General features: G+C 64.3%; 16 protein-coding genes. 15 read left to right on the forward strand and 1 reads right to left on the reverse strand.

What is annotated here, in order from left to right; all coding sequences use genetic code 11:
- Positions 1-460 precede the first annotated feature (460 nt).
- The 11 genes from mobC (at position 461) to AC1AUD_RS12645 (ending at position 14,707) form a co-directional block, all read left to right on the forward strand.
- Positions 461-805, forward strand: coding sequence for a plasmid mobilization relaxosome protein MobC (gene mobC, locus AC1AUD_RS12595; protein ID WP_476574727.1), 345 nt, complete (start codon positions 461-463; stop codon positions 803-805).
- Complete coding sequence (locus AC1AUD_RS12600; RefSeq protein WP_476574728.1) at positions 805-2,703, forward strand: relaxase/mobilization nuclease domain-containing protein; 1,899 nt, start codon at positions 805-807, stop codon at positions 2,701-2,703. Before mobC ends, AC1AUD_RS12600 begins: the two co-directional genes overlap by 1 nt.
- An 88-nt stretch (positions 2,704-2,791) precedes the next feature.
- The gene (locus AC1AUD_RS12605; RefSeq protein ID WP_476574729.1) at positions 2,792-3,409 is read left to right on the forward strand and encodes a (2Fe-2S) ferredoxin domain-containing protein; all 618 of its coding nucleotides are present in this window, start codon (positions 2,792-2,794) and stop codon (positions 3,407-3,409) included.
- A gap of 341 nt (positions 3,410-3,750) precedes the next feature.
- Positions 3,751-3,912, forward strand: coding sequence for a hypothetical protein (locus AC1AUD_RS12610; RefSeq protein WP_476574730.1), 162 nt, complete (start codon positions 3,751-3,753; stop codon positions 3,910-3,912).
- A 122-nt stretch (positions 3,913-4,034) separates the two neighbouring features.
- Positions 4,035-5,711, forward strand: a complete 1,677-nt coding sequence (gene kdpA, locus AC1AUD_RS12615; protein ID WP_476574731.1) for a potassium-transporting ATPase subunit KdpA — start codon at positions 4,035-4,037, stop codon at positions 5,709-5,711.
- 1 nt (position 5,712) lies between these two features.
- Positions 5,713-7,854 (forward strand): potassium-transporting ATPase subunit KdpB, encoded by a 2,142-nt coding sequence (kdpB, locus tag AC1AUD_RS12620; RefSeq protein ID WP_476574732.1) that lies wholly within the window; start codon positions 5,713-5,715, stop codon positions 7,852-7,854.
- Positions 7,855-7,990: 136 nt separating this feature from the next.
- Positions 7,991-8,605, forward strand: a complete 615-nt coding sequence (gene kdpC / locus AC1AUD_RS12625; protein ID WP_476574733.1) for a potassium-transporting ATPase subunit KdpC — start codon at positions 7,991-7,993, stop codon at positions 8,603-8,605.
- Positions 8,606-8,777: 172 nt separating this feature from the next.
- Positions 8,778-11,507 (forward strand): ATP-binding protein, encoded by a 2,730-nt coding sequence (locus AC1AUD_RS12630; RefSeq protein ID WP_476574734.1) that lies wholly within the window; start codon positions 8,778-8,780, stop codon positions 11,505-11,507.
- The gene (locus AC1AUD_RS12635) at positions 11,504-12,199 is read left to right on the forward strand and encodes a response regulator transcription factor (RefSeq protein WP_476574735.1); all 696 of its coding nucleotides are present in this window, start codon (positions 11,504-11,506) and stop codon (positions 12,197-12,199) included. The genes AC1AUD_RS12630 and AC1AUD_RS12635 overlap by 4 nt, the downstream gene beginning before the upstream one ends.
- Positions 12,200-12,268: 69 nt before the next feature.
- Positions 12,269-13,351 (forward strand): class II fructose-bisphosphate aldolase, encoded by a 1,083-nt coding sequence (fbaA, locus tag AC1AUD_RS12640; protein ID WP_476574736.1) that lies wholly within the window; start codon positions 12,269-12,271, stop codon positions 13,349-13,351.
- 69 nt (positions 13,352-13,420) lie between these two features.
- A complete protein-coding gene (locus tag AC1AUD_RS12645) occupies positions 13,421-14,707 on the forward strand; it encodes an adenylosuccinate synthase (RefSeq protein WP_476574737.1) in 1,287 nt (428 codons plus the stop codon).
- 146 nt (positions 14,708-14,853) lie between these two features.
- Here the strand turns inward: AC1AUD_RS12645 and AC1AUD_RS12650 are convergent, their stop codons facing one another.
- Positions 14,854-15,123, reverse strand: a complete 270-nt coding sequence (locus AC1AUD_RS12650; RefSeq protein ID WP_476574738.1) for a hypothetical protein — start codon at positions 15,121-15,123, stop codon at positions 14,854-14,856.
- Here AC1AUD_RS12650 and AC1AUD_RS12655 point away from each other — a divergent pair.
- From AC1AUD_RS12655 to AC1AUD_RS12670, 4 genes are all read left to right on the forward strand, one after another.
- A complete protein-coding gene (locus AC1AUD_RS12655; RefSeq protein ID WP_476574739.1) occupies positions 15,101-15,904 on the forward strand; it encodes a fluoride efflux transporter FluC in 804 nt (267 codons plus the stop codon). The two genes, AC1AUD_RS12650 and AC1AUD_RS12655, sit on opposite strands and share 23 nt — an antisense overlap.
- Positions 15,901-16,278, forward strand: a complete 378-nt coding sequence (locus tag AC1AUD_RS12660; protein ID WP_476574740.1) for a fluoride efflux transporter FluC — start codon at positions 15,901-15,903, stop codon at positions 16,276-16,278. The genes AC1AUD_RS12655 and AC1AUD_RS12660 overlap by 4 nt, the downstream gene beginning before the upstream one ends.
- A 173-nt stretch (positions 16,279-16,451) precedes the next feature.
- Positions 16,452-17,966, forward strand: coding sequence for a sucrose phosphorylase (gene gtfA, locus AC1AUD_RS12665; protein ID WP_476574741.1), 1,515 nt, complete (start codon positions 16,452-16,454; stop codon positions 17,964-17,966).
- A 60-nt stretch (positions 17,967-18,026) separates the two neighbouring features.
- Positions 18,027-18,686 carry a YesL family protein gene (locus AC1AUD_RS12670; protein ID WP_476574742.1) on the forward strand — a complete coding sequence of 220 codons (660 nt, stop codon included), beginning with the start codon at positions 18,027-18,029 and terminating at the stop codon, positions 18,684-18,686.
- The last annotated feature ends 4 nt before the right edge of the window (positions 18,687-18,690 follow it).

Raw genomic sequence — 18,690 nt, forward strand, 5'->3', positions numbered from 1 at the left:
GTCGCGCTGGTGCCATAGGGAAGCGTTTGAGGCGTTGCCTTCGACGCTTTCGCTTGCGGTGTCGCTCTTGTCGGTATGTGTGGCGTTGCTGTCGGCGGCGGAGAAGAACACGGTGCCGTGGGTTTCTTTTCGTCTGACACGCACGCGATCCGGCTAGTGGTGTGGTTGCCTTTCCTTTGATGGTGTTTGGAAAGGAGCCTGATCGTGTCCGGTTCGAAGCGTGGAGGAATAGCCGCGGTGTTTTCGTGTGTGGTTTGTCGGTTAGCAAGCGACGCATGTGTGGCCACACTTGCTCGCCCCACGAGGGTGGGGCGGCTTGCCGGGGGACCCGGTTCCCATGGTCGGCGAAGCCTCCGGACCGCTGGCGCGGCTGATGAAGGACGCCGTTCCGGCTCGCGTTGGGAGGTGTTTTCCGGTGGGTTGGCGTGATAATCGCAGGCGTTGCATCTGCAGGAAGGTCATGTTCTCGCCGGAGGAATGGGAGCAGTCGCAGCGCGTGTACGAGCGTTGGTCGAGGGACATTCCGTTGTACCGGGGGTGGGGTGATTTCGCCCGGCAGACGCTCATGCGGGGCGCGTCGATGAACGTTTCGGTGACCCTGGCGAGCGATCCGGAGGCGTTCAAGGCCGAATTGCATCGCATCGGCGTGAACGTGAACCAGATCGCCCGCATCGCGAACCTGTCCGGCACCGTGGGCCCGGAACGGGTGCAGGAGCTATTGGATCTGCTCGCCTCGATCGACGAAAGAATGGCCGGGATGGAGCGCGCGAAGGCGGAGATAGACGCCGCGCAGGGACTGTACTGATGGCGATACTCAAGCTGGGCGGCAAGGTCAAGACCAACCTCGCGGCCACGATCCGCTATGTCATCAACCCCGTGAAAACCGGTGATGGGAGGCTCGTGTACGCGAGCTACAGCCACGAGCGACACGACGCTGACGTGCTGGCGGAGCCGATGATCCACGACCTGGAACGCTGCGCGAACGGATTGCGCAGGGACGGGGTGCTCGCCCTGCATCTGAAGCATTCGTTCCATCCGGACGAGCATATAAGCGCGGAACAGGTGCATGAATTGGGTGTGATGCTGGCCGAGGCGATCACGGGCGGCGACTACAAGTACGTGGTCTGCACGCACATGGATCGGCATCATTTGCACAACCATATCGTCGTCTGCGCGGCGAACCGCAGGACGGGCAGGAAGATGCGTTTGTCTCGCACGAGCATCGACCGGTGGCGTTCGATCAGCGACGAGATCTGCCGCCGCGAGGGGTTGAGCGTGTTGGAGAACCCCAGTGTGGAGGTTGCTGCGAAACGCGTGGACATGCGCAGTGTGATGCATCGGACGCCCGGCCAGGACGCCGAACGGGAACACGGAACCAGGGAATCGACGGCCGTCCAAACTGCCGTCCACGGTGTGGATATGGGCGAATTGTACGCGGCCGCCAAGGGCAGGGGGATCAAGGAGCGGCTGCGGATCCTGATCGACCTCGACGCCGCCAGGGCATCCAGCATCGGCGAACTTGCCGGGCTGCTCGACTCGCACGGCGTCACCCTGACCCTGCGTGGCGGGAACGTGACGTTCACGGACCAAGCCACCGGTCGCAGATTCCGCGGCACGCGCTTGGGCGAGGCGTACTCGCTCGACGCGATCGGCGTGAGACTTGCCGACGGCGGGAGCATGCTGCACCTGACGTTCAACAACAAACTCGTCGCCGTCGCGAACGGGCGGACGGTGGGTGTGTGGCTGCCCGGCACCAGACGCCGACGCAAGGTCAGCCTGCCCGCGGGCATGCTGCGCCGGGACGGCAGCACATGGCACCTGCTCATGCCGGAGACGTTCACCGGCATGGTCGTGGACCGGGCGAACAGGTACGTGAAACGCTTCGACGCGGGCACGCTGGCGAACGCGTTCGGCAGGCCGGAACAACGGCTCGAACCACTCGCGCGAACCGCGTGCACGGCGTCGATCCGTCATGCGTCGAGCCCGGCGCAGGCCCGCTACTACCGGGTCCAGGCCAGGAGACTCGACGAGCTGAAGACGATGGCGGACGGGTTGAACGCGGCGTGCCGGATCAAACGCGAGAATGGCGGCAGCCTCGCCAAAGGCCTGCACGATCTGAACGCAAGGACGGATTGGGCGCGTGGGGAGCTGAGGGCGGCGATCGTCGCGTTGAACGATGCGATCGACAACCATGACCCCGACCTCGCGGTCGAGGCGCGCGGGGAATTGGAACGCCGCGAACGGACACTGCGCGAATGCAGGGGACAGCTCGACGCGATCGGCCTGCTGGCCCGGCGCTCCGGCATCATGCTGCCGGAATGGACAGACGAGGAGCAACAGCATGGAACCGGAGAACCGGGACAACAACGGCAACAAGGGAACCGATCCGATGGGCAGCATGTTCTCCCAGATGTTCGACCGGATACGGCCGACGGAACCGGCGGACGCGACCGAGGAAACATCCGGGGAAGCGATCCGCTTGGAGGCGGAGAACCGGGAACTCGTTCAAAGAGTCGGGGAGTTGAAGAACGAGAATTCGACGCTCTCATCCAGGAATCAAGAGCTGCGATCGGCGAATCAAACGCTCTTGTCAGTGAATCGGACGCTCAGGAGACAGCTCTCCGATCTCACCGAGACCAGCAGGCTGCTCGAAGACGTCAGGAAGAGGGAACGCGCCTGCGCCGAAAGGGAAGAACGCTGTGACCGTATCCTCCGCCGCGAGGCCATGCTCGAATCCGGCGAAAACAGACTCCGAGACGACCGGGCGAAGCTCGAAAACGAACGGAAGCGGATGCGCGAGAGCGTCACGGAACAGGTCAATAGCGAGACGGACCGTGAGCGCCAGCGCCTCGAGGAAGCCTACGGCAGGCGATGGGAGCAAGGCAAACGCATCCTGTTCGTGCTGTGTTTGGGCGTGTGCTCGTTCGCGATCCCCATGCTCGCCATCGCCATGCAAGGCCGGTGGCGCATCCTCGCGGCCTCGCTGCCCGAATGGGTCGAGACGCGCAGAAGGCAGTTCGCGGCGTTCGGACAATGGGTCGACGGCGTCGGCGCGTGGCTGGGCGAAACCCTTCCCCGAGGATGGTGGAACAAACCGCTCACGTTCATCCCCGCGCTCATCCTCATCGCCGCCGTGTGCATTGTGGTGGTGCTCGTGGTCGGATACGCGGCGATCGTCAAACGGGCGGCCACAGCCTGGATGAACGAGGGAACCCTGGCAATCCACGCCATCCTCTGGACACTGATCACCCTTGCCGGTCTCGCCATAGCCGACCGGCTCGCCACGATCCCCAGCAGCCCGCTGCACTGGCCCGACTGGTGGATCATCCTCATCGCCGCCGCACACTTAGTCTACCTGCTGACAATAGCACCAAAAATCAGCCAATTCATCACAGGCAGCCAGAGCTGAATAGCGAACATGGGGATGCGATGGCATTCGTAGCGTATATCGGAGTGGCGCAAATAGGTGTTCCCAAATTGTTGTCACCATGTTGTCATAAGGGCTGCGATCAGGTGGATAAAGCCGTTAAATCACTGGTATTTAGCGGCTTTTCAGCATCGGTCAGGTAGGGTTCGACTCCCGTCATCCGCTCCATTCAAGCCCGCCTTGTGCGGGCTTTTTCATATTTGCGGTTCCCTCGGGCGTCATCCGCCGTTAGGGCGGTGTTAGGGAACGCATATGGGGGTGTATGTATTCCGTTAGTTTTGATATTGGGGGCGGAAAGCCGGAATAATATCTTCATTTGCAATATGCCCGGGCAATCGCGCGCCCGTCTGTACAAGGCGGCGGTCGATTGGCCCGGGTTTTTCACTGAATGGAGAGAAAAAATGCTGGATGTGGCCTACGTGGTTGGCACCATTGTGTTTTTCGTTCTCGTCGATCTGCTGGGCAAGGCGGTGGACAAGCTATGATGACCGTCTTCACCGTGATCGGCGTGGTCCTGGGGATCTGCGGACTCGGCTATATGCTCTATTCCCTGTGCCGTCCCGAGAAGTTCTGAGAGAACTGAAAGCTTCATAAGGGGTTCCTGATAATGGTTTACCTTTACGCAATTCTGGCGCTCGCGCTTGTCGCCGCCATCCTGGCGGCGCTGTACAAGCCGCTGGGCGACTATATGTACAACGTGTTCACGTCCGACAAGGATCTGTTCTTCGAGAAGTGGATCTACAAGATCATCGGCGTGAATCCGAGGAAGGGCCAGACCTGGAAGGCGTATCTGCGCGGCATCCTGGCCTTCTCCCTGCTGAGCCTGCTCGTGCTCTACGCCCTGCAGCGCCTCCAGAAGTGGCTGCCCTATTCGCTGGGCTTCGAGAACGTCAACCCTGCGTTGGCCTTCAACACCGCCGCTTCCTTCACGACCAACACGAACTGGCAGTCCTATTCGCCTGACGTGACCCTGGGCTACACCGTCCAGCTGGCCGGCCTGTGCGTGCAGAACTTCGTCTCCGCGGCCGTCGGCATCGCGGTGTCCATCGCCCTCGTGCGCGGCTTCGCGTTCCGCAAGTCCGACACCATCGGCAACTTCTGGGTGGACCTGACCCGTGGCACGATGCGCCTGCTCATGCCGCTGGCCATCCTCATGGGCACCATCCTGATCGCCCTCGGCGTGGTCCAGAACTTCGCCGGCTTCGTGGACGTCGACACCATCGCCGGTGGCAGCCAGTCCATCATGCAGGGCCCGGTGGCTTCCCAGGAAGTTATCAAGGAGCTCGGCACCAACGGTGGCGGCTTCTTCAACGCCAACTCCTCGCATCCGTATGAGAACCCGAATATGTGGACCAACCTCATCGAGATCCTGCTCATGCTGTGCATCCCGGTGTCCCTGACCCGCACCTTCGGCCGCATGGTCGGCAACATCAAGCAGGGCTACACGCTGCTCGGCGCGATGGTCGTTCTCTTCTCCATCTCCTTCTTCGCGGTCGTCACCGCCGAGTCCTTCTCCGTGGACCCGATCACCACCCTCACCGGTGGCTCGATGGAAGGCAAGGAGAACCGCTTCGGCATCGTGTGGTCCGGCATGTTCGGCACCACCTCGACCTCGACCTCGACCGGCGCCGTCGACTCCATGCATGATTCCTACACCGCTCTTGGCGGCATGATGTACATGTTCAACATGATGCTCGGCGAGGTTTCGCCGGGTGGCGTGGGCGCCGGCCTCTACGGCATCCTCGTGATGGCCATCGTCGCCGTGTTCATCGCCGGCCTGATGGTCGGCCGCACCCCGGAATACCTCGGCAAGAAGATCGGCCCGCGCGAGATGAAGATGGCTTCGCTCTACTTCCTCGTCATGCCGATCACCGTCGTGGCTGGCTCCTCGCTGAGCTTCCTGATCCCGGGCGTCCGCGACTCCGTGATGAACACCTCGCTGAACAACACCGGCAACCACGGCTTCTCCGAGATCGTGTATGCCTTCACGTCCGCGGCCAACAACAACGGCTCCGCGTTCGCCGGCATCACCGCCGACACTCCGTGGCTCGACACCACGCTGGGCCTGGCCGTGCTGCTCGGACGCTTCCTGCCGATCATGCTGGTCATCGCCCTCGCCGGCTCGCTGGCCAAGCAGGACGCCGTTCCGGTCACCTCCGGCACGATGCGCACCGACAACAAGCTGTTCGTCTTCCTGCTGGTCTTCGTTATCTTCATTATTTCCGCGCTGACGTTCTTCCCGACGCTTGCTCTGGGACCGTTGGCAGAAGGTTTGGTGGCGTGATATGACTGACGCACAAGCACAAGCTACCGACGTCATCAAGGACGTCAAGCAGTCGAAAGACAAGTCCATGGGCAAGATGCTCGTCAAGAGCCTGCCGGACGCGTTCAAGAAGTTCAACCCGGCCGTCATGTGGCACAACCCGGTCATGTTCATCGTGTGGGTGGGCGCCGCGTTCCTGACGCTGCTGGGCATCTTCCAGCTGTTCATGCCGGAGCTCAGCCAGGGCGAGCCGGTCTACTTCACGTGGATCATCGCCGTGTGCCTGTGGGCCACCGTGCTCTTCGCCAACATGGCCGAGGCCGTGGCCGAGGGCCGTGGCAAGGCCCAGGCCGACGCTCTGCGCAAGACCCGCACCACCACGCCGGCCACCATCGTCGACAACTACGACGAGGCCAACGACGTGGACGCCCAGAAGGCCGCGACGCACGAAGTGCCGTCCTCCGACCTCAAGCTCGGCGACATCGTGATCGTCAAGGAAGGCGAGCTGATCCCGGGTGATGGCGACATCATCTCCGGCATCGCCTCCGTCGACGAGTCCGCCATCACCGGCGAGTCCGCCCCGGTCATCCGCGAATCCGGCGGCGACCGCTCGGCCGTCACCGGCGGCACCCGCGTGCTCTCCGACCGCATCGTCGTGCGCATCACCCAGAAGCCCGGCGAGTCCTTCGTCGACAAGATGATCGCCCTGGTCGAAGGCGCCAACCGCCAGAAGACCCCGAACGAGATCGCCCTCGACGTGCTCCTGAGCTCGCTGACCATCATCTTCCTCACCGTGGTGCTCTGCCTCAACGGCCAGGCCAGCTCGGTCAACGCCTCCGTGTCCCTCACGGTGCTGCTCGCCCTGCTCGTCTGCCTGATCCCGACCACCATCGGCGCCCTGCTCTCCGCCATCGGCATCGCCGGCATGGACCGTCTGGTCCAGCGCAACGTGCTCGCCACCTCCGGCCGCGCCATCGAGGCCGCCGGCGACGTGACCACGCTGCTGCTCGACAAGACCGGCACCATCACCTACGGCAACCGTCAGGCTTCCAACTTCCACCCGCTGCCCGGCATCAACCAGGACGACATGATCAAGGCCGCCGCCATGAGCTCGCTGGCCGACTCGACCCCCGAGGGCCAGTCGATCGTCGCCCTCGCCGACAAGATGGGCTATCACTTCGATGAGATCACCGGCGCCCTGCCGGTGGCCTTCACCGCCGAGACCCGTATGTCCGGCCTTGATCTGCCCGACGGCACCCGCATCCGCAAGGGCGCGACCACCGCCGTCGAGGCCTGGGTCGAGAAGGAATCCGGCTCCCCGATGGAGCAGTCCGTCAACGACGCCATGCATGATCGCGTCGAGGCCGTCTCCAACGCCGGCGGCACCCCGCTCGTCGTCGCCCAGCAGGGCGCTGACGGCAAGGTCACCGTCATGGGCGTCGTCCAGCTCAAGGACGTCGTCAAGGAAGGCCTGCGCGAGCGCTTCGAAGACATGCGCAAGATGGGCATCCGCACCGTCATGGTCACCGGCGATAACCCGCTGACCGCTGCCGCCATCGCCAAGGAGGCCGGCGTCGACGACTTCATCGCCGAGGCCAAGCCCGAGGACAAGCTCGCCTACATCAAGGCCGAGCAGGCCAAGGGCCAGCTCGTGGCCATGACCGGCGACGGCACCAACGATGCCCCGGCCCTGGCGCAGTCCGATGTCGGCGTCGCCATGAACTCCGGCACTTCCGCCGCTAAGGAAGCCGGCAACATGGTCGACCTCGACTCCGACCCGACCAAGCTCATCGACATCGTCGAGATCGGCAAGCAGCTGCTCATCACGCGCGGCGCTCTGACGACCTTCTCGATCGCCAACGATATCGCGAAGTACTTCGCGATCATCCCGGCCATGTTCATGCAGCAGTTCCCGGGTCTGGGCGTGCTCAACATCATGGGCCTGCACTCCTCGCTGTCCGCTGTGCTCTCCGCCATCATCTTCAACGCCATCATCATCGTCATGCTGATTCCGTTGGCTCTGAAGGGCGTCAAGTACCGTGCGGAAGCCTCCGAGAAGATCCTCTCCAGGAACCTGTCCGTCTACGGCCTGGGCGGCATCGTCGCTCCGTTCGTCGGCATCTGGATCATCGATCTGTTCGTCCGCCTCATCCCCGGCTTCTGATCCTCTTCCGTCATCCTGAGTGGCCCTTGTCATCCTGAGCGAAGCGAAGGATCTCAACGCAACGAGATTCTTCGGCTTCGCCTCAGAATGACAAGGGAAGCTCTCGGAATGACAGAGTGTCTTAAGGAATTTTGATATGAAGAACTTCTTTTCTTTGAATCTGCGTGCGTACTGGGCTGGGTTCAAGGCCATCATCACCTTCACGGTGATCGTGATCCTGTACACGATTCTGATGACCGGCATCGGCCAGCTCGGCATGCCTGACAAGGCCAACGGCTCGATGGTCACCGACGCCGAAGGCAATATCGTCGGCTCCAGCCTCATCGGCCAGAACTTCACCGACGCCGACGGCAACGCGCTCGACGAGTACTTCCAGTCCCGTCCGTCCGCGGCCGGCGACAACGGCTACGACGCCTCCGCCTCCTCCGGCACCAACAAGGGCCATCAGGACGCCGATCTCATCAAGTCGGTGCGTGAGCGCCGCTCCGAGATCGCCAAGCGCGAGGGCGTGTCCGTCAAGGAAGTCCCGGCTGACGCCACCACCGCTTCCTCCTCCGGTCTCGACCCGCACATCAGCCCCGACTACGCCGCCATCCAGGTCAAGCGTGTCGCCAAGGCCCGCGGCCTGAGCGAGGAGAAGGTCGAGAAGATCGTCAAGGACAACACCACCGGCCGTGGCCTCGGCTTCGTCGGCGAGCCCGTCGTCAATGTGGTGACCCTGAACCTCGACCTCGATAAGCTCGAGAAGTGATTTCGGCCGAGTCATAACACCGTCGCCGGCGCGTGCGCGACACACGCCGGCAAACGGAACCTAAGGGAAATCAGGGGGATTGCGCGTGTTATGCGCGCGTCCCCCTTTTCTTTTCCCATCATCCACTACAGTCGTATAGGAAATAACGTACCGAACGAGGGGCGGTGATCTCATGGCAAAGGCGCGGGGATCGTTGCGGGTGCTGCTGGGCGCGGCGCCGGGCGTTGGCAAGACGTGCGCGATGCTGGAGGAAGGCCAGCGGCTTCAATCCGAGGGCAAGGACGTGGTGATCGCCCTGCTGGAGACCCACGGGCGCAAGGCCACGCAGGCGGCCTCCGAGGGCTTGGAGCAGGTGCCTCGCCAGCGCATCCGATATCGCGGCATGTGGCTTGAGGAGATGGATCTCTTCGCCATCATCGAACGCGCGCCGCAGGTGGCGCTGGTCGATGAGCTCGCGCACACCAACGCGCCCGGTTCGATGCATGAGAAGCGCTGGCAGGACGTCGAGGATCTGCGCGACGCCGGCATCGACGTCATCACCACGATCAATGTGCAGCACATCGAGTCGCTGAACGATGTGGTGCGCGAGATCACCGGCAGCCAGCAGCGCGAAACCGTGCCCGACAAGGTGCTGCGCGCCGCCACGCGAGTCGAACTCGTCGATCTGCCGCCCGAAGGCCTGCGCGAACGCCTTTCCGCCGGCCTCGTCTACAAGCCGGACCGCGTCGACGCGGCCCTGTCCAATTACTTCCGCGTCGGCAACCTGACCGCATTGCGCGAGCTTGCGCTGGTCTGGCTCGCCGGACGCGTCGACGAGACGCTGAAGGAATACCGCGACGCGCACCACATCCAGTCCAAGTGGGAGACGCGAGAGCGCGTCGTCGTGGCGCTTTCCGGCGGTCCCGAGGGCGAACAGCTTTTGCGTCGAGGCGCGCGCGTGGCCGCGGCCTCCGGCGGTGGCGACCTTCTCGCCGTGCACGTCACCAGCGAGGACGCGCTGCAGGCCAGCTCGCATCAGGACCAGCTCAAGGGGCAGCGCGAGCTCGTCGAGAAGCTCGGCGGCACCTATCATCAGATCGTCGGCGAGAACATCTCCGACGCCCTGCTTGCCTTCGCTCGCGCCAACAACGCCACGCAGGTCATCATCGGCGTCTCGCGACGCTCGCCGATGGCCCGCTTGTTCGGGCGCGCCAGCTCGACCGCCGGCATCGTCGAGAAATCCGGCGATATCGACGTGCATGTGGTCACCCACTCCTATGCGGGCAAGCGCGGGATTCGGTTCAAGCGTTTCGGCCGCACCATGAGCGTGCATCGCGTCGTGTTCGGCGTCCTCTTCGAATGCCTCGCCATTCCGGTGTTGGCCGCGCTGTTCATGCAATTCGATGTGAGCGCCACCGCGAGCACGCGCGATGCGTTGATTTTCCAGCTTATCGTCGTCCTCGGCGCGATGCTCGGCGGTCTGGTCCCCGCCATCACCGGCGCCGTGCTGTCCGGTTTGGCGTTGGATTATATGTATATCGAGCCGATCGGAACCTTGCGCATGCCTGAATGGCAGGACTGGGTGACCATGCTCATATATGTGGTCATCGGCGTCATCGTGGCGATGATCGTCGACCGCGGCGAGGAACGCACGCGGCAGGCCCAGCGCGCCTCGGCCGAATCCGAGACCTTGGTCTCGATATCGGATGCCGTGCTGCGCAGCACCGACCCGCTCCGCGCCGTCATCGCGCGCACACGCGAAGCCTTCGGGTTCACCTGCGTGCGCATCATGCGCAAGGGGGAGATCGTCGTATCCGACGGGCCGCTGCCCGACGGCGGCGCGCCCGACACCATCTCGATCAGCAGTGATCTGACGATGGAGATGTATGGACGGACCATCGACGCGGCCGACCAGCGGTTGCTGCGCGCCATCGTCGCGCAGATCCAGACCGTGCTGGAGCACAACAGCCTCGAGGAGAAGGCCAAGGAGGTCGCGCCGCTGGCGGCCGCCGAGAAGATCCGCACCGCGTTGCTCAACGCGGTCAGCCATGATCTGCGCCGGCCCATCGCCTCCGCCACGGCCGCCGTCTCCGGCCTGCAGCGCATGGGCACGAGCATGTCCGACGCCGATCGGCGCGAGCTGCTGTCCGTCGCCAACGAATCGCTTGGCCAGCTGAGCCGCCTGGTCTCCGACCTGCTGGACGTGTCGCGTCTGAGGGAAGGCGCGATGCCGCTGTCGATGGTTGCGTCCGATGTGGGCGAGGCCATCGTGCCCTCTCTCGACGAGCTGCATATCGGGCCGGCGCGCATCGACCTCGACCTTGACACCGAACTGCCGCTGGTGATCGCCGATCCGCCGCTGCTGCGGCGTGCGCTGACCAACGTGCTGCTCAACGCCATGCGTTACACGCCCGCCGACAAGCGCGTGCGCATCTCCGCCTCCGCCTTCAACCATCGCGTCGAGATCCGCATCTCCGATCGTGGCCCGGGTGTGCCCGACGATCGCAAAGCGGATATCTTCGTGCCCTTCCACCGTTTGGGGGACACCGACAACACCACGGGTCTGGGGCTCGGCATGGCGCTGTCCAAGGGATTCGTCGAATCGATGGGCGGCACGATCGAAGCCGAGGACACGCCTGGCGGCGGGCTCACGATGGTGATCATGCTGCTCGAAGCCGATCCGAAGCTTCGCCTCGGCCAGCCGATTCCGAAGAGCGAGATCCCGAATCCGACCGAAGGGCTCGGCGAAAGCACGCTGCGCATGTCCGACGCGGTCTCCGACGTGATCCTGCCGCTGGAAGGCGTCGGCGACTCCGACCAGCGCGGCCTTGACCGCTTCCTGCGGGACGATTCGATGACCGATGGCATCACACCCGCATCCGATACCTCCACCGCCCCCGAGAAGAAAGGGACGCACGAATGAAAATCCTGGTAGCCGACGACGATCCCCAGTTCCTCAAGGCGCTCAAGATCACGCTGCATTCGCAAGGATATGAGATCGTCACCGCCTCCGACGGCGTCGAATGCATCAAGGTCGCGGTCGAAACGCATCCCGACATGTTCGTCCTCGACCTGGGCATGCCCAAGATGGACGGCATGGGCGTGATCCAGGGCGTGCGCGGTTGGACCGACGCGCCGATCCTGGTGGTTTCCGGACGCACCGACGCCCGTGAGAAGGTGGCCGTGCTCGACGCGGGCGCCGACGACTATCTGACCAAGCCGGTCTCCATCGACGAGCTGCTGGCCCGCATCCGCGCGCTGGGCCGTCGCATCCCGCAGGAGACCGAGACCCCGACCGTCACCCTCGGCGACGTGACCGTGGACCTGACCGCGCACGCCGTGTTCCGGGACTTCCACGGCCGGCAGGTGCGCGTGCGCCTGACGCCGACGGAATGGAAGGTGCTCGAGGTGCTGGTGCGCAACGCCGGCAAGCTGGTCACGCGCCAGGACCTGCTCACCGAGATCTGGGGATCCGAGCACATCAACGACTCCGGATACCTGCGCCTCTACATCTCGCAACTGCGCAAGAAGATCGAGACCGATCCCGCCCGCCCGCGGTATCTCAAAACCGAGCCCGGCATGGGCTATCGCCTCGATCTACCCGAGGGGGAGTGAGGCGCGGCCGTCGGCGCGATTGTGATATGACGGATTGCCGGAGTTCGCCCGCATGGCGATAATGGAGCCATGACCATCGCAACCCCTGAACGTTATGCCGAGATGCTGGATGCCGCCCGTCGCGGCGGATATGCCTATCCCGCGATCAATGTGACGAGCACGCAGACGCTGAACGCGGCGCTGCAGGGCTTCGCCGAGGCCGAGTCGGACGGCATCATCCAGGTGTCGGTCGGTGGCGCCGCCTATTTCTCCGGACAGTCCGTGGCCGATCGCGTCACCGGTTCGCTGGCCTTCGCCGCCTTCGCGCGCGAGGTCGCCGCGAAATATCCGAACATCACGATCGCGCTGCACACCGACCACTGCGCCAAGCAATATCTCGACGAATGGGTGCGCCCGCTGCTCGACCATGAGATCGATCAGGTGCGCCACGGCCAGGAGCCGACCTTCCAATCGCATATGTGGGACGGCTCGACCGTGCCGTTGGAGGAGAACCTTGACATCGCCTCCGAACTGCTCGACAAGTCGGTCAAGGCGCATACGGTGCTTGAGATCGAGATCGGCGCGGTCGGCGGCGAGGAGGACGGCCACTCCGCCGAGATCAACGAGAAATTGTATTCCACGCCGGCCGACGGCCTGCGGGTCGCCGAGCGTCTGGGGCTGGGGGAGCATGGGCGTTATATGGCCGCGTTCACCTTCGGCAATGTGCACGGGGCCTATAAGCCGGGCGTCGTCAAGCTGCGCCCCGGTTTGCTGGGGGAGATCCAGCGCGAGGTGTGGGCGGCCACGCAGGACGGACGGTTGACGGATGCCTCCTCGGTGTCGGTGTGCGCGCCGCCCGATGTGGTGGAGGGCAAGCCCTTCGCGCTGGTGTTCCACGGCGGCTCCGGCTCGAGCCCCGAGGAGATCGCCGAGGCGGTCGGCCACGGCGTGGTCAAGATGAATATCGACACCGACACGCAGTATGCCTTCACGCGCGCCGTGGCCGGGCATATGTTCGAGCATTACGACGCCGTGCTCAAGATCGACGGCGAAGTGGGCGAGAAGAAGTATTACGACCCCCGCTCGTGGGGCCGCGCGGCCGAGTCCGCGATGGCCGCCCGCGTGGTCGAGGCCTGCAAGGAGCTCGGCAGCGCCGGAAAGGCGTTGCGCTGAGAGCCGGGGTTCTCCAATGCATGGAGTAGCCTGTCAGAGGCTAAAACGCGGAATATGTGGAGGTGCACAATGCCTGGAATCGTTCTGATTGGCGCCCAGTGGGGCGACGAAGGCAAAGGCAAGGCCACCGATCTGATCGGCACGAAGGTCGACTACGTCGCCCGCTTCAACGGCGGCAACAACGCCGGCCATACCGTCGTCGTCGGCGATGAATCCTATGCCCTGCACCTGCTGCCCTCCGGTATCATCAATCCGAACGTCACGCCCGTCATCGGCAACGGCGTGGTCGTGGACCCCGAAGTGCTTTTCGAGGAGATCGACGGCCTTCAGTCGCGCGGCGTGGACTGCTCCCGCCTGCTGGTGAGCGAGGCCGCGCATATCATCGCCCCGTATCACCGCACCATCGACAAGGTGACCGAGCGTTTCCTCGGCAAGCATAAGATCGGCACCACCGGCCGCGGCATCGGCCCGGCCTATGCGGACAAGATCAACCGCGTCGGCATCCGCGTGCACGATCTGTTCAACGCCGAGCACCTGCGCGCCAAGGTCGAGGCCAGCCTGCATCAGAAGAACCAGATGCTCCTCAAGCTTTACAACCGCCGCGCCGTGGATGTGGACGCCACCACCGACGAGCTGCTTGCGCTCGGCGAGCGTCTGCGCCCCTATGTCGCCAACACCGGCCTGATCCTCAACAAAGCCCTCGACGCCGGCAAAACCGTGCTCTTCGAAGGCGGCCAGGCCACGATGCTCGATGTGGACCACGGCACCTATCCCTTCGTCACCTCCTCCAACCCGACCGCCGGCGGCGCCTGCACCGGCACCGGCGTCGGCCCGACCAAGATCACGCGCGTCGTCGGCGTCTCCAAGGCCTATGTGACCCGCGTGGGCGAGGGCCCGTTCCCCACCGAACTCCTCGACGAACAGGGCGAATGGCTGCGCCAGCAGGGCCACGAGTTCGGTGTGACCACCGGCCGCCCACGTCGCTGCGGCTGGTTCGATGCCGTCGTGAACCGTTACGCGGCCCAGGTCAACGGCCTGACTGACATCGTGCTCACCAAGCTCGATGTGTTGACCGGCCTCAAGGAGATTCCGATCTGCGTGGCCTATGACGTGGATGGCGAGCGTCACGACGATATGCCGACCGACCAGGTGTCCTTCACCAACGCCAAGCCGATCTACGAGACGATGCCCGGCTGGAGCGAGGATATCTCCACCTGCCACAGCTTCGACGAGCTGCCGGCCACCTGCCAGGCCTATGTGCGCCGTCTCGAGGAGCTGTCCGGCTGCCGCATCTCCGCGATCGGAACCGGCCCGCAGCGCGACCATATCATCTCCATCCATTCGCTGGTCGACTGAGCGCTCGCGCCGCCGCAGCCCGTCGAGTCAGTCGCGTTCGTCGAAGCCGGAGTGCCGTCGCCCATGAGCCAGCCAGAGCAGTCAGATCAACCGGACCAACCCAGCCAGCCGTTGCGGGCTCCAAGCGTGGAGCCCGATGCCGCGGCTCATATGCCGACGGTGCCGCCGATACCGGCGATGCCGTCGATGACCGAAAGTCCGATGCCGGCGAATTTGGCTCCTGCGCTGATATCGGCGCATGCCGTCTCGCCGATATCAGCGTCTGCCGCTGCGCCGTCGGACGTGGGCCCGGCTGTCGAAGCCGCCGGCCCTGTCTCTCCGTCCGAGCCGCCGTCGACGACGGTGCCTGCCTCCCCGATGGCTCCGGTTCCCGCCGAACCCGCCCCAAGCACGATGGAGCTGTCCGCCGCGGCCATTGCCCGCGACGCCAGGCCCGCGGTGCCCACCGGCGCCGCCGCCGTCGACGCTCCGCCGGAGATTCCGTTGGCGCCGATCAAGCGAGTGCAGGCCCGGTTCAATCTGTTGGCCGACGGCATGCTTTACCTCGTGGTCTTCCTCGGCGGTTTCCTCGGCACCGTGATGCGTTATGGGCTGAGTCTCGCCCTGCCCGCTCCGCTTGCCTCGGATGGGTTCTTCAGCGCCTTCCATACGGCGACATTCCTCGCGAATATGCTTGCCTGCTTCATTTTCGCCGGCCTCACCATGTATGTGTCGCAGGCCTCGTGGATGCCCAAGCGTGTGCGTCAGCTCACCTCGCGCGGCGTGGGCATGGGGGTGTGCGGCGGCTTCTCCACGTTGTCCGCGATGGTGATCGAGGAGCTTGCCTCGATTCGCGAGGGGCAGATCGCCGGATTCCTGTGCTATATGCTTCTCAGTTTCGCCGGCGGTCTGGCCGTGGCGTGGTTCGGTGCGCGGCTGGCGCTGGTGACGACCGCCAAGCGCGAGGCGCGTGTGGTCGCCGATGCGGCGAGTTCCATGCGAGGGGCCTCCGGCGCCGCGCATGCGTTGGCCTCCGGCATGCCCGTAGCGGGCGTCGATATGGTCACCGGTCTGCCGAAATCCGGCATGGTCACGGTGGGTGCGGCCACGCCGCCCGAAGGCGATTACGGGCAGCCATTGCCGTCCTTCGAACCGGCGCCTACCACCGATGAGATTCCGTTGGTCGGCGATCCGATGACCGGGGAGGTGCGCGGATGACCTTCCTCTTCGTATGCCTGTGCGGCGGCTTGGGTGCCGTGATGCGCTTCATCTGCAACACGTCGATCCAGCGCTGGTGGAACCGCGCCTTCCCATTGTCGACCTTTGTGATCAACGTCATCGCCACATTCTGCGCGGGCGTGGCCGCCTGCGCCTATGCCTCCGGCACGGTCGGCCACGGCGATTACCTGCTGTTCGTCACCGGTTTCCTCGGCGGTTTCTCGACCTTCTCCACCGCGATCAACGAGATGGTCTCGCTGGCGCGCACCGAGAAGTTCGGCACGGCGGCGCTGTATCTGCTCTCCACTCTCGTCGTGCCCGTCGTCTGCGTGGCCCTCGGATGGTGGGTCTGCTCCCTCGGCGGGACCTTATAGACAGATAGGGTTGTGTGAATCGATTGACGCGGCCACTATCTCCGAGTTGTGACCGCCTCGGCCGTGTGCCCGACACGCCAAGCTCAACGGCATTGGACAACGTGGGTTGCGCTCATGTATCATCGAACCGGTTCGACACAATGAGGTTCGATATTTGAATGGAGGAGTACCGTATGAAGAACAAGGTCCAGCTGATCACCTACGCCGACCGTCTCGGCGACGGCACGCTCAAGTCGATGACCGATATCCTGCGCACCCGTTTCGACGGCGTCTATGACGGCGTGCATATCCTGCCCTTCTTCACGCCCTTCGACGGCGCCGACGCGGGCTTCGACCCGATCGACCACACCAAGGTCGACCCGCGCCTGGGTGACTGGAACGATGTGGCCGAGCTTTCCCGCACCCACAACATCATGGTCGACGCGATCGTCAACCATATGAGCTGGGAATCCAAGCAATTCCAAGATGTGATGGCCAAGGGCGACGAGAGCGAATACGCCCCGATGTTCCTCACGATGAGCTCCGTCTTCCCCGACGGCGCCACCGAGGAAGACCTCGCCGGCATCTATCGCCCGCGCCCGGGCCTGCCCTTCACCCACTACAATCTCGGCGGCAAGACGCGCCTGGTGTGGGTCAGCTTCACCCCGCAGCAGGTCGACATCGACACCGACTCGGCCAAGGGCTGGGAATACCTGATGTCGATCTTCGACGCGATGGCGAACGCGCATGTGAGCTACATCCGCCTCGACGCCGTCGGATACGGCGCTAAGGAAGCCGGCACCAGCTGCTTCATGACGCCCAAGACCTTCCAGCTGATCTCGCGCCTGCGCGAGGAGGGCGCCAAGCGCGGCTTGGAGATCCTGATCGAAGTCCACTCCTACTACAAGAAGCAGGTCGAGATCGCATCCAAGGTCGACCGCGTCTATGATTTCGCGCTGCCTCCGCTGTTGCTGCACGCCCTCAACACCGGGCACGTCGAGCCGGTCGCGCACTGGACCGAGATCCGCCCGAACAACGCCGTCACCGTGCTCGACACGCACGACGGCATCGGCGTCATCGACATCGGCTCCGACCAGCTCGACCGCTCGCTCAAGGGCCTCGTGCCCGACGAGGACGTCGACGCGCTCGTCGAGACGATCCACGCCAACACCCACGGCGAATCGAAGGCCGCCACCGGCGCCGCCGCGTCCAACCTCGACCTCTACCAGGTCAACAGCACCTATTATTCGGCCCTCGGCTGCAACGACCAGCATTATCTGGCCGCCCGCGCCGTGCAGTTCTTCCTGCCTGGCGTGCCGCAGGTCTATTACGTCGGCGCGCTCGCCGGCGCGAACGACATGGAGCTGCTGCGCCGCACGAACAACGGCCGCGACATCAACCGCCACTATTATTCGACTGCCGAGATCGACGAGAATCTGAAGCGCCCGGTGGTGCGCGCGCTCAATGCGCTTGCCCGTTTGCGCAACACGCTCGACGCCTTCGACGGCGAGTTCTTTTGGGCCCCCGACGGCGACCGCTCGATCACCTTCTCTTGGGAAGGCGCGACGACCTCCGCCACGCTGGTCTTCGAGCCGGGCCGCGGCCTCGGCGTCGACAACGCCGCCCCCGTCGCCACCCTCGGCTGGACCGACGCGGCCGGCGAGCACCGCACCGACGATCTGCTCAACAACCCGCCCGTCGTGGCCTGAGCGGCGTTCTGGACGCGTGGCGTCCCCATATCACCCGAATCACGCGAAAGGAGCGCCGGCATGGGCAGGATCTTCGACCAGAACAACCCGTTCTTCCGCATCATGGGGCTTGTGTGCGATCTGATCGTGCTCAACCTGCTGACCCTGGTGTGCTCGATTCCGATCGTCACCGCCGGCGCCTCGTTCACGGCCATGCACTATGTGCTGTGGCATATGGTGCGCCATGAGGACACTTATGTGGCCCGCCAGTTCCTCGATGCGTTCAAGGCCAACTTCAAGCAGGCGACGGTGGTGTGGCTCGGCGCGCTTGTGCTCATCGCCTTCGGTGTGCTCGACTCCTTCGTGCTTTCCGAGATGCTTGACCAAGGCTTGGCGCGCGCCATGACCATCGTGCTCGTCGTGGTCGGCGTGCTCGCCGCGGCCGTCGCGCAATATTATTTCGTGATGCTTTCGCGATACGAGAACACGGTGGGCGGGCATCTGGCGAACGCCGCGCGCCTCGCCTTCGCGTTCTTCCCGCGCACGCTGGCGATGCTGGTTGTGATCGGTGCCTTCGGATTCGTGGAATTGCGGTATCTGCTGGTCGGGCTGCCGGTGCTGCTGTTGCTCGGCGTGGCATTGCCGCAGTATTGCTGCGCATGGCTGTATGACCCGATCTTCCGCCGTCTGGACGGCGACTACGACGAGAACGGCAAGTTGGTGAAATCGACGTTCCTGTGATGGG

This window comes from Bifidobacterium sp. LH_730 (assembly GCF_056355835.1).

What these genes read in the sequence shown, in the direction of transcription:
- mobC (WP_476574727.1), top strand. Translation starts at nt 461, where the DNA reads ATGTTCTCGCCGGAGGAATGGGAGCAGTCGCAGCGCGTGTACGAGCGT.
- AC1AUD_RS12600 (WP_476574728.1), top strand. Translation starts at nt 805, where the DNA reads ATGGCGATACTCAAGCTGGGCGGCAAGGTCAAGACCAACCTCGCGGCC.
- AC1AUD_RS12605 (WP_476574729.1), top strand. Translation starts at nt 2,792, where the DNA reads ATGCGCGAGAGCGTCACGGAACAGGTCAATAGCGAGACGGACCGTGAG.
- AC1AUD_RS12610 (WP_476574730.1), top strand. Translation starts at nt 3,751, where the DNA reads ATGCCCGGGCAATCGCGCGCCCGTCTGTACAAGGCGGCGGTCGATTGG.
- kdpA (WP_476574731.1), top strand. Translation starts at nt 4,035, where the DNA reads ATGGTTTACCTTTACGCAATTCTGGCGCTCGCGCTTGTCGCCGCCATC.
- kdpB (WP_476574732.1), top strand. Translation starts at nt 5,713, where the DNA reads ATGACTGACGCACAAGCACAAGCTACCGACGTCATCAAGGACGTCAAG.
- kdpC (WP_476574733.1), top strand. Translation starts at nt 7,991, where the DNA reads ATGAAGAACTTCTTTTCTTTGAATCTGCGTGCGTACTGGGCTGGGTTC.
- AC1AUD_RS12630 (WP_476574734.1), top strand. Translation starts at nt 8,778, where the DNA reads ATGGCAAAGGCGCGGGGATCGTTGCGGGTGCTGCTGGGCGCGGCGCCG.
- AC1AUD_RS12635 (WP_476574735.1), top strand. Translation starts at nt 11,504, where the DNA reads ATGAAAATCCTGGTAGCCGACGACGATCCCCAGTTCCTCAAGGCGCTC.
- fbaA (WP_476574736.1), top strand. Translation starts at nt 12,269, where the DNA reads ATGACCATCGCAACCCCTGAACGTTATGCCGAGATGCTGGATGCCGCC.
- AC1AUD_RS12645 (WP_476574737.1), top strand. Translation starts at nt 13,421, where the DNA reads ATGCCTGGAATCGTTCTGATTGGCGCCCAGTGGGGCGACGAAGGCAAA.
- AC1AUD_RS12655 (WP_476574739.1), top strand. Translation starts at nt 15,101, where the DNA reads ATGGAGCTGTCCGCCGCGGCCATTGCCCGCGACGCCAGGCCCGCGGTG.
- AC1AUD_RS12650 (WP_476574738.1), bottom strand. Translation starts at nt 15,123, where the DNA reads ATGGCCGCGGCGGACAGCTCCATCGTGCTTGGGGCGGGTTCGGCGGGA.
- AC1AUD_RS12660 (WP_476574740.1), top strand. Translation starts at nt 15,901, where the DNA reads ATGACCTTCCTCTTCGTATGCCTGTGCGGCGGCTTGGGTGCCGTGATG.
- gtfA (WP_476574741.1), top strand. Translation starts at nt 16,452, where the DNA reads ATGAAGAACAAGGTCCAGCTGATCACCTACGCCGACCGTCTCGGCGAC.
- AC1AUD_RS12670 (WP_476574742.1), top strand. Translation starts at nt 18,027, where the DNA reads ATGGGCAGGATCTTCGACCAGAACAACCCGTTCTTCCGCATCATGGGG.